At 50.0% G+C, this 8,080-nt stretch carries 6 protein-coding genes and 2 rRNA genes (1 of these 8 cut by a window edge); 2 read left to right on the top strand and 6 right to left on the bottom strand.

What is annotated here, in order from left to right:
• Both HU175_RS01855 and rrf read left to right on the top strand, forming a co-directional pair.
• Positions 1-770: ribosomal RNA gene (locus HU175_RS01855) — 23S ribosomal RNA — on the top strand; it begins 2,066 nt to the left of the window's first position.
• Between the two features lie 112 nt (positions 771-882).
• Positions 883-994 (top strand): 5S ribosomal RNA (gene rrf, locus HU175_RS01850).
• Between the two features lie 77 nt (positions 995-1,071).
• Here the strand turns inward: rrf and HU175_RS01845 are convergent.
• The 6 genes from HU175_RS01845 to leuC form a co-directional block, all read right to left on the bottom strand.
• Positions 1,072-1,536 carry a hypothetical protein gene (locus HU175_RS01845; RefSeq protein WP_176564971.1) on the bottom strand — a complete coding sequence of 155 codons (465 nt, stop codon included), beginning with the start codon at positions 1,534-1,536 and terminating at the stop codon, positions 1,072-1,074.
• 95 nt (positions 1,537-1,631) lie between these two features.
• A complete protein-coding gene (locus HU175_RS01840; protein WP_176564970.1) occupies positions 1,632-2,786 on the bottom strand; it encodes a 2-isopropylmalate synthase in 1,155 nt (384 codons plus the stop codon).
• 261 nt (positions 2,787-3,047) lie between these two features.
• Positions 3,048-4,124 carry a 3-isopropylmalate dehydrogenase gene (gene leuB, locus HU175_RS01835; RefSeq protein WP_176564969.1) on the bottom strand — a complete coding sequence of 359 codons (1,077 nt, stop codon included), beginning with the start codon at positions 4,122-4,124 and terminating at the stop codon, positions 3,048-3,050.
• Positions 4,125-4,210: 86 nt separating this feature from the next.
• Positions 4,211-5,731 (bottom strand): alpha-isopropylmalate synthase regulatory domain-containing protein, encoded by a 1,521-nt coding sequence (locus HU175_RS01830; RefSeq protein ID WP_176564968.1) that lies wholly within the window; start codon positions 5,729-5,731, stop codon positions 4,211-4,213.
• 88 nt (positions 5,732-5,819) lie between these two features.
• Complete coding sequence (gene leuD, locus HU175_RS01825) at positions 5,820-6,431, bottom strand: 3-isopropylmalate dehydratase small subunit (protein WP_176564967.1); 612 nt, start codon at positions 6,429-6,431, stop codon at positions 5,820-5,822.
• Between the two features lie 83 nt (positions 6,432-6,514).
• Complete coding sequence (gene leuC, locus HU175_RS01820) at positions 6,515-7,915, bottom strand: 3-isopropylmalate dehydratase large subunit (RefSeq protein WP_176564966.1); 1,401 nt, start codon at positions 7,913-7,915, stop codon at positions 6,515-6,517.
• Between the last annotated feature and the right edge of the window lie 165 nt (positions 7,916-8,080).

Below are 8,080 nucleotides of genomic sequence, written 5' to 3'. Positions count from 1 at the left end.
TGTAGGATAGGCGGGAGGAGTTGAAGGGGCGTCGCCAGGCGTCCTGGATCCAACCTTGAAATACCGCCCTTGGCTGACCGGCTGCCTAACTTTGAACGAAGGACAGTGTTTGGTGGGTAGTTTGACTGGGGTGGTCACCTCCGAAAGGGTAACGGAGGTTTCCCAAGGTCCGCTCACGCCGGACGGTAATCGGCGGTTGAGTGCAATAGCAGAAGCGGGCTTGACAGTGAGGCACACAGGCCGATCTGGGACGAAAGTCGGGTATAGTGATCCGGTGGTTCCGCATGGAAGGGCCATCGCTCAAAGGATAAAAGGTACGCCGGGGATAACAGGCTGATCTCCCCCAAGAGCTCACATCGACGGGGAGGTTTGGCACCTCGATGTCGGCTCGTCACATCCTGGGGCTGGAGAAGGTTCCAAGGGTTCGGCTGTTCGCCGATTAAAGTGGCACGCGAGCTGGGTTCAGAACGTCGTGAGACAGTTCGGTCTCTATCTGTGGTGGGCGTTGGACTACTGAGGGGGTCTGTCCTTAGTACGAGAGGACCGGGATGGACGCACCGCTGGCGGATCAGTTATCATGCCGGTGGTATGGCTGAGTAGCTACGTGCGGATCAGATAAGCGCTGAAAGCATCTAAGTGCGAAACTGGCCCCGAGATGAGTGGTCCTAAACAGGAAGGGTCGTTGGAGACGACAACGTTGATAGGCGGCAGGTGGAGGTGGTGAGAGCCATGGAGCCGAGCCGTACTAATGTGCCCGAGAGCGAGTTTGCCGGTTTGTTATGCTGGTCTGGGATTGTGTATTTGATTTTCTCTCTGTGAGGAAAAAGACGCTGGTCTTGGTATCGTTGCCCGGTGGGGTCAGGATACGAATGATATACTTAGGTTGGTGTTGTTAAGGCGGGTGATCACCTCTTTCCATTTCGAACAGAGCCGTTAAGCCCCGTACTGCCGATGGTACTGCTGTCACAAGTGGGAGAGTAGGAAGGTGCCACCTAAGAAACTGGAAGCCGCTATCAGCTGATAGCGGCTTTTTTTATGCCCTAAAGTTTCAGCGTGAAAACAGCTATTTTATTACAAAACAGATGGCTCTTCAATGGTTTGCTTCAGCGAGATCTTCTGAGCGAATTGCTCCTCCAATAGGCTGGCCCATGTGTTCATATACGTAATAACATCTTCCCGCACATTGTGCCTGAGATGCCGTTTCTCCAGTGGTAAGCGTAGCAAAACAGCTCGATCGTCAAGTTTCTCCAGGTGTTTCAAATCTTCAATCTGCAATCCGGCTGATACCATCTCGTTAATAATCACGTCGATTGGCATCTGACTACTTGGGCAATAATCATCCAGTTGTCTATTCCAGTCGCCGTATCGTTCCATAGCATAATGATGGATCTGAGCCTTATCTAGTTTGGTCAGTTCCTGGGCAAGATTGCCGCAATTGCAGCCACCCATGTGCCCCCATTGATAATGAGCACCATTTTTAAGATTACGCGCTGTCTGTCGGAGCGCTTCAATAAGCATAGGTGTTGGACGCGCCATAGCTTTACAAGTTAGTTTACTTAAAGCTAACAAAGTTGCGACAGGAAAGTACCATGCCGGGTATTAAAAAAAGCCCGCTCATAGCGGGCTTTCTATTATTTGACGAGTTCCATACTGACAAGCTCCATCAGATCTTTATCGTTAACCTGCTTACGAATGTCGGCCATGTCAAGAAAACGGGTGTAGATTGTATCAAGCGACGACTTGTTATATGTAAAGCCCAGGAGCTCCAGACGATGACGGAGGGCGTGGCGGCCACTACGGGCGGTCAAAACGATAGACGACTCCGGTACGCCTACGTCCTGCGGATTCATAATCTCGTAGTTCTCGGAATGTTTTAGAAAACCATCCTGGTGAATACCCGACGAGTGAGCAAAAGCGTTACGACCAACAATAGCTTTATTAGCCTGCACAGGCATCCGCATCAGTTCTGAAACCAGTTGGCTAACGGGGAAAAGACGAGTAGAATCAATATTAGTATGTAAACCCAGTTCTTTGCGCACTTTTAACGCCATAACGACCTCTTCCAGCGACGTATTTCCTGCGCGCTCACCGATGCCGTTCATAGTTACTTCAACCTGTCTGGCACCGTTTACAACGCCTGCCAGCGTATTGGCTGTAGCTAGTCCCAGATCGTTGTGGCAGTGGATAGAAATGGTTGCCTGATGTACATTTGATACGTGCTCATAGATATAGGCGATTTTCTTACCGTATTCATCTGGCAAACAATAGCCTGTTGTGTCAGGAATATTGACTACCGTGGCTCCGGCTTTAATGACAGCTTCGGTCAACTGAGCCAGGAAAGCCAGATCAGCACGGCCGGCATCTTCTGCGTAAAATTCAACATCTTCAACATACGTTTTCGCGTGTTTAACGGCAGCTATGGCCTGCTCGACGATCTTTTCGCGGGTACTGTTGAATTTGTTCCGGATATGAATATCCGACGAACCAATACCGGTATGAATACGGCCACGTTTCGCCCATTTCAGAGCTTCACCAGCGGCATCAATATCGCCTTTAACGGCCCGGCTAAGCGCACAGACCGTGGGTTCGCTGACGGCTTTGGAAATCTCGACAACGGAACGAAAGTCTCCAGGGCTTGAAATTGGGAAACCAGCTTCAATTATGTCAACACCCATGCGCTCCAGCTCTTTAGCGATGACGATCTTTTCATCTGTAGTGAGCTGACAGCCGGGAACCTGCTCGCCGTCCCGCAGTGTAGTGTCGAAAATATAGACTTGTTGGCTCATATCCGGTTTGTATTGAAATGTTTGCAGTTTAACGACTTTTAAGCAAAAAAGCTCTTTCCAGGGAGAAAGAGCTTTTTAAGCACTATATAACTTTCTCCGTCTTATAAAACGATTGGCTTTAGCAGTCGGTCGATAAGCAGAAAGGAGGTCATTGTTATTTGCGAAATTTCGCTGGTTGCGTAAATACGCTACAAAAGTAGCTAAATGTCGGAAATTTGCAAACAGTCAATAATTTTTTAACAAATGCGAGTCTACTCTAAATCAAGCGTTTAAATGCTGAAGAATTTGCTCACCCATAGCCGACGTTCCCAAAATATTATCAGGAGCTGTAGCTGCATCTGCAATATCACGAGTTCGGTAACCCGCTTTTAGTACAGCATCAACAGAATCGATAACGGCCTGTGACTCTTCTTTGAGACCAAACGAGATGTCAAGCAGCAACGCAACCGACAAAACAGATGCCAGCGGATTGGCGACGCCTTTACCTGTAATATCGTGGGCTGAGCCGTGAATTGGTTCGTAGACGCCTGTTTTATCGCCTACAGAGGCAGAAGCCAGCATACCCATCGAACCAGCAATCTGGCTGGCTTCATCGGTAAGTATGTCCCCAAAAAGATTACCTGTTACAACAACGTCGAATCGTTTAGGATCTTTGATCAATAGCATAGCCGCTGCATCGATAAACTGATGCTCAACCGTTACGTCCGGATATTCTGGAGCAAGAGCCTGCACCACTTCACGCCAAAGCCGGCTACTTTCTAATACGTTAGCCTTATCGACCGAACATAATTTTTTACCGCGAGTGCGGGCGGCTTCAAACGCTTTCCGAACGATACGCTCTACTTCGTATTTGCTGTAGATCATGGTATCATAAGCGGTGTTACCGTCTTCGATTCGTTCGCGCTTACCAAAATAAACGTCACCCGTCAGTTCTCGGAAGAATAGAATATCGGCACCACGCAGAATCTCTGGCTTTATGCTCGACGCTTCCAAAAGCTCATCAAATAGTTTAATTGGACGCAGGTTCGCGTACAGACCCAGTTCCTTCCGCATTTTCAGCAGTCCTTGCTCGGGTCGTACTTTAGCAGATGGGTCGTTATCGTACTTAGGGTGACCAACAGCGCCAAACAGCACCGCATCAGCGGCTTGCATTTTGGTCAGTGTCTCGTCGGGTAGGGGTGAACCGGTGGCTTCTATGGCAACGTGGCCGATCAGCGCTTCGTCGTAGGTGAACTCGTGACCAAATCTCTGGGCGATTGTTTCCAGAACCTGCTTACCAACCGCGGTAACTTCGGCGCCAATACCGTCGCCGGGAACAACAAGGATGTGTTTTTTCATAGAGGATGGGAACAAGGAGTAAAGGAGAAAGAAACAAGGACGTAGTCGTCTCATTAGATTTTCTTATTCCTTGCTCCTTGTTCGAGTTATTCTAAAGTATTCAACATTTTTTGGGTTGCCTTAATGGCTGAGACGGCCTGATCGGAATCAAGCCCCCGGGTTTTGAATTCGTTATTCTGGTGCTTCCAGGTAATAATGGTTTCGCAGAGCGCGTCGGTATGACCACCCGTTGGAATCCGGACAGCATAATCGGTCAGGGTCGGAAGCGTCATCTTCTTTTTGCCATATATCTTTTTCAGGGCATTCATGAACGCATCGTACTGCCCATCACCCTGGGCATTCTCTTCGAATTGCTCGTCGTCGATACGTACCCGGAGGGTAGCCGATGGTTTCAGGTCCTTGGAGTGCGTTAATACGTAGTTCAATACTTCTACCCGCGAAACGAGGGTGTTTGTGTTCAATACGTCGCTGATGATATACGGCAGGTCTTCGCGCGTGACCATCTCCTTCAGATCGCCGAGCTCGATTACCCGCTGCGTAACTTTCTTCAGATCACTTTCTGGCAACTGAATCCCCAGTTCGCGTAAGTTATTCTCAATGTTCGCCTTTCCCGACGTTTTCCCGAGTGCGTAGCTCCGTTTCCGGCCGAAACGCTCGGGCAGCAGCGTATTGAAATACAGGTTGTTTTTCTTATCACCGTCGGCATGGATGCCAGCTGTCTGGGTGAAAACATTATCGCCCACCACCGGCTTGTTGTCAGGAATGCGCAGCCCGGAGAACGTCTCAACCAGCTTACTAACCTGGTAGAGGGATTTTTCAACCACGCCGGTTCTAACATCTGGCATGAAATCACGCAGAACGGCAATGGCGCTGGCCATCGGGGCATTGCCGGCTCGTTCACCGAGGCCATTTACGGTCAGGTGCAAGCCATGCGCTCCTGCCCGAATAGCTTCCATTACGTTAGCAATGCTCAGGTCGTAATCATTGTGGGCGTGGAAATCGAAATGCAGATTGGGATACCGGCTGACGATCGCGGAAACGAATTGATACGTATCGGCAGGTGTCAACACGCCCAGGGTGTCAGGAAGTAAGATTCGGCGAATGGGCTGCGTGCTGAGGAAATCCAGAAACTGGTAGACATAGTCCGGCGAGTTATGCATTCCGTTGCTCCAGTCTTCCAGATAGATATTAGCCTGTAAGTCGTGCTGTTGCGCTCTTGTCAGTAACTCTTCGATGTCAGCAAAATGCTCTTCGGGTGTTTTCTTAAGCTGATACGTCAGGTGATTGACGGAGCCTTTCGTAAGCAGGTTCATCACCCTGGCGCCAGAGGCCAATACCCAATCAATTGATGCCTGTCCGTCGACAAACGTCAATACTTCAATCTTCTGCAAATAGCCCGCTCCTTCAGCCCATCGGGTTATCTGCTGTACTGCTTCCAGTTCACCAGCCGACACCCGGGCGGAAGCCACTTCAACCCGATCTACTTTCACCTCGGTCAGCAGCGATTGCGCCAGGGCTAGCTTCTCGGATGCAGAAAACGACACTCCGCTGGTCTGTTCACCGTCGCGTAGCGTCGTATCCATAATTTCAATGTAACGACGTTTCATACTTAATGAGTGAATGAGTGAATGAGTGATTTGGTGAATACCATCCGGAAGAATTTATTCAATAAATCACTTATTCACCCATTCACAATTAAAACGGTCTCGTGTCGGCGAAGGCTTCGATTTCAGTTTTCATCGACAGGAGGTAATCGATGTCGTCGAAGCCGTTTATAAGATTGTTCTTCTTGTATCCATTGATGGTAAAGCTTTCGCTCTCGCCAGTGGCCAGCAAGGTGATGGTCTGTTCGGGGAGGTTTACTTCCAGCTCCGTGTTCGGGTCGGCATTGATTGCTGCGAAGATTCTGTCCAAAAATTCGGGACTTACTTTCACGGGCAGAATGCCAATGTTCAGGGAGTTGTTCTGGAAAATGTCGGCGAAGAAGCTGGACACGACGCAACGAAAACCGTAGTCGTAAATAGCCCAGGCTGCGTGCTCGCGGCTGGAGCCGCTGCCGAAGTTTTTGCCACCTACCAGAATTTTTCGGGGCGACCCTTCGCTTGAGTAAGTTGGATTATTCAGGACGAAATCTGCTTTGGGCGTATCGTCGTTGTTGTATCGCCAGTCGCGGAAGAGGTTATCGCCGAAACCTTTGCGCTCGGTTGCTTTCAGGAAACGGGCGGGGATAATCTGGTCCGTATCGACGTTCTCGATGGGCATCGGAACGGCCGAACTGCGGAGTATAGTAAATTTGTCGTAAGCCATTGGAAAAGGTCATTTACTAATTACTCAGCCGTCATCGTTCTACTGCTTTTGACAAATCGCGATGGCGGCTGAATAACGGAGCATTAAATCAATTGTCTTGGATCGGTAACGACGCCCGTTACGGCAGCCGCAGCGGCAACGAGGGGACTGGCAAGCAGCGTACGAGCGCCTGGACCCTGGCGACCTTCGAAGTTGCGGTTCGAGGTCGAAACGGCATATTTACCCGCTGGAATCTTGTCTTCGTTCATGGCCAGACAAGCCGAACAACCCGGTTGACGGAGTTGGAAACCAGCCTGCGTCAGTACGTCCAGAATACCTTCTTCCTGAATCTGCCGCTCCACAATATGCGAACCCGGTACGAGCCAGGCCGTTACGTGGTCAGCTTTCTGACGACCTTTTACAATCGAGGCAAACGCCCGGAAATCCTCGATCCGGCCGTTGGTGCAGCTGCCGAGAAAAACGAAATCGACGGGTTTTCCAATCATAGTTTCGTTTTCGGCGAAGCCCATGTATTGTAGTGACTTCTTGTAGCTGGCCGCACCATCTTTAACCGCGTCAGCCTGCGGAATTTGCTGCGTTACGCCCGTTCCCAGACCTGGGTTGGTACCATACGTAATCTGAGGTTCGATATCGGCAGCGTTGTAAGTCAAATCAACGTCGAACGTAGCGCCCTCGTCGGTTTTAAGCGACTGCCAGTACGGAACGAGTTTGGCCCACTGTTCGCCCTTAGGGGCAAGCTCGCGGCCCTTCAGGTAATCGAGCGTTGTCTGGTCAGGAGCAATCATACCGCCCCGTGCCCCCATTTCAATACTCATGTTGCAGACCGTCATCCGGCCTTCCATGCTCATGTTTTCAAAAACATCCCCGGCGTACTCAACGAAGTAGCCCGTAGCACCGCTGGCCGAAATCTGCGCAATGATATACAGGATAACGTCTTTCGGTAGTACGGCTTTGTTCAATGTACCGTTGACGGTGATCCGCATTTTCTTCGGCTTCGGTTGCATGATGCACTGCGTTGCCAGTACCATTTCAACTTCAGACGTACCAATCCCAAAGGCAATTGCACCAAAAGCGCCGTGCGTCGATGTGTGCGAATCGCCACAAACGATGGTCATGCCGGGTAGAGTAATGCCGTTTTCTGGGCCTACTACGTGTACGATGCCGTTTTTAATGTGCCCAAGCCCCCAGTGCGAGATACCGTATTTCGTTGCGTTGCGTTCCAGCGCGGCCAGCTGGTTGGCCGATAGCGGATCGGCTACGGGCAGGTGCTGGTTCATGGTTGGCGTATTATGATCAGCGGTAGCGAAGGTCCTGCCGGAGAACATAACCGGTACATGCCGACTCTCCAGACCCAGAAACGCCACCGGGCTGGTTACTTCGTGAATAAAATGCCGGTCGATAAAGAATACATCGGGACCATCCTCAATGTGTCGAACAACATGGGCGTCCCATACTTTGTCGAACAGGGTCTTTGGCGAACTCATATGATTTGCGATTTATGCTACAAAATTGGCAAAGTGCAATTAATCCAACATCCCGCCATTCGTCCAGTAAATAGCGATTTTAGTTCAATAGCCTGATATGAGTTTAAAACTGTATTAGTGAAACGTATTCATATATTCTGAGGCAGTATTCATTTGAGGCCAGAT

This window comes from Spirosoma sp. KUDC1026 (assembly GCF_013375035.1).
Taxonomy (GTDB): domain Bacteria; phylum Bacteroidota; class Bacteroidia; order Cytophagales; family Spirosomataceae; genus Spirosoma.
This window is presented reverse-complemented; position numbering and strand designations above follow the sequence as displayed.

Coding starts and splice junctions, on each gene's coding strand:
- leuC (WP_176564966.1), bottom strand. CDS start 7,915: ATGAGTTCGCCAAAGACCCTGTTCGACAAAGTATGGGACGCCCATGTT.
- HU175_RS01830 (WP_176564968.1), bottom strand. CDS start 5,731: ATGAAACGTCGTTACATTGAAATTATGGATACGACGCTACGCGACGGT.
- HU175_RS01845 (WP_176564971.1), bottom strand. CDS start 1,536: ATGGCGCGTCCAACACCTATGCTTATTGAAGCGCTCCGACAGACAGCG.
- leuB (WP_176564969.1), bottom strand. CDS start 4,124: ATGAAAAAACACATCCTTGTTGTTCCCGGCGACGGTATTGGCGCCGAA.
- leuD (WP_176564967.1), bottom strand. CDS start 6,431: ATGGCTTACGACAAATTTACTATACTCCGCAGTTCGGCCGTTCCGATG.
- HU175_RS01840 (WP_176564970.1), bottom strand. CDS start 2,786: ATGAGCCAACAAGTCTATATTTTCGACACTACACTGCGGGACGGCGAG.